Source organism: Methylosinus sp. KRF6, from assembly GCF_018887255.1.
Lineage (GTDB): Bacteria > Pseudomonadota > Alphaproteobacteria > Rhizobiales > Beijerinckiaceae > Methylosinus > Methylosinus sporium.
In genome coordinates this window covers 1-1285 of record NZ_JAHLJF010000045.1, presented here as the reverse complement: position 1 = coordinate 1285, position 1285 = coordinate 1, and the positions used below count along the sequence as shown (strand labels likewise).

General features: G+C 65.5%; 1 protein-coding gene. It reads left to right on the top strand.

Annotation, left to right across the window (positions count from 1 at the left end; all coding sequences use genetic code 11):
• The first annotated feature begins 52 nt into the window (after positions 1-52).
• Entirely contained in the window at positions 53-1267 is a 1215-nt protein-coding gene (locus KP010_RS22445) for an ISAs1 family transposase (protein WP_216281938.1), read from the top strand.
• Positions 1268-1285 lie beyond the last annotated feature (18 nt).

Below are 1285 nucleotides of genomic sequence, written 5' to 3'. Positions count from 1 at the left end.
GATCGGCTCAGGCATGATTCCCTATCGGGGGAGTGATTCTGGAGCCGCCGTGATGAGCCTCGCCTTCGCCCTGTTCAAAGAGAAGTCGCGTCTGAAGGCGCTTCTCGACCATTTCTCGATCATCGACGATCCGCGCGAGCCCTGGCGCGTCGCGCATCCGCTTCGCGAGGTGCTGCTGCTCGTCGTCTGCGCCTCCATGGCCGATTGCGATCATTTCGACTCCATCGCCTCTTGGGGCGAGGCGAATCTTCCCTTCCTGCGCCGCTATTTGCCTTATGAGCATGGAGTTCCCGGCGGACGCTGGCTCACCCTGCTCATGAACCGCGTCGATCCGGCGCTGTTCTCGGCCGCCTTCACCGCATGGGTGCGAGAGACCTGGCCGGAGCGCCCCGAGCTCATCGCCATCGACGGGAAGACCTCGCGCCGCAGCCATGATCGCGCCGAGGACAAAGCCCCGCTGCATCTCGTCTCCGCCTTCGCCACCACCAGCCGCCTCGTGCTCGGGCAGGAGGCGGTGGAGAGCAAGAGCAACGAGCTGTCCGCCATTCCCGTCCTGCTCGATCGCCTCTCGGACGGCGGCGCGCTGAAAGGCGCTCTCGTCTCCATCGACGCCATCGCCACCAACGCCAAGATCGCCCAGGCGATCGTGGACAAGGACGCCGATTATCTGCTCGCCGTCAAAGCCAATCAGCCGACGCTGCGCGCCGAGATCGAGAGCGCCTTCGCCGCTGCGACGCGCATCGACACATTCGTCGATCCCGACAAAGGCCATGGACGCATCGAACAGCGCAGCGTGAGTGTCCTCACCGAGGTCGACTGGCTGAACGGCGAGCGCCGCTTTCCGGGCGAGCTGCGCCTGCCGAAGGTCGCGACGATCATCCGCGTCGAATCGCGCGCCGAGCTCGCCGACCGCAGCCGCTTCGAGACCCGCTATTACATCTCCTCGGCCCGGCTCTCCGCGAAGCGGGCGGGCGAGGCCGTGCGCGGCCATTGGGGCATAGAGAATCAGCTGCACTGGGTTCTCGACGTCGTCTTCGCCGAGGACCAATCGCGCCTGCGCAAGGGCCACGGCGCGAGAAACATGGCCGTCGTCAGGCATTTCGCGGTCAATCTCATCCGCACCGCCCCCGAACCCGAGCGTCCGCCGCCGATGAAGCCGCAACGAAAGGCGACCAAGCCCAGGCGCACGAGCATCAAGCTCCGCAGAAAAATCGCCGGATGGAGAGACGATTATCTCGCCACAGCCTTGGGCGCTTCAGCCCGTTAACCCGGATTCGGAGCCCTG

What these genes read in the sequence shown, in the direction of transcription:
- KP010_RS22445 (WP_216281938.1), top strand. Translation starts at nt 53, where the DNA reads ATGAGCCTCGCCTTCGCCCTGTTCAAAGAGAAGTCGCGTCTGAAGGCG.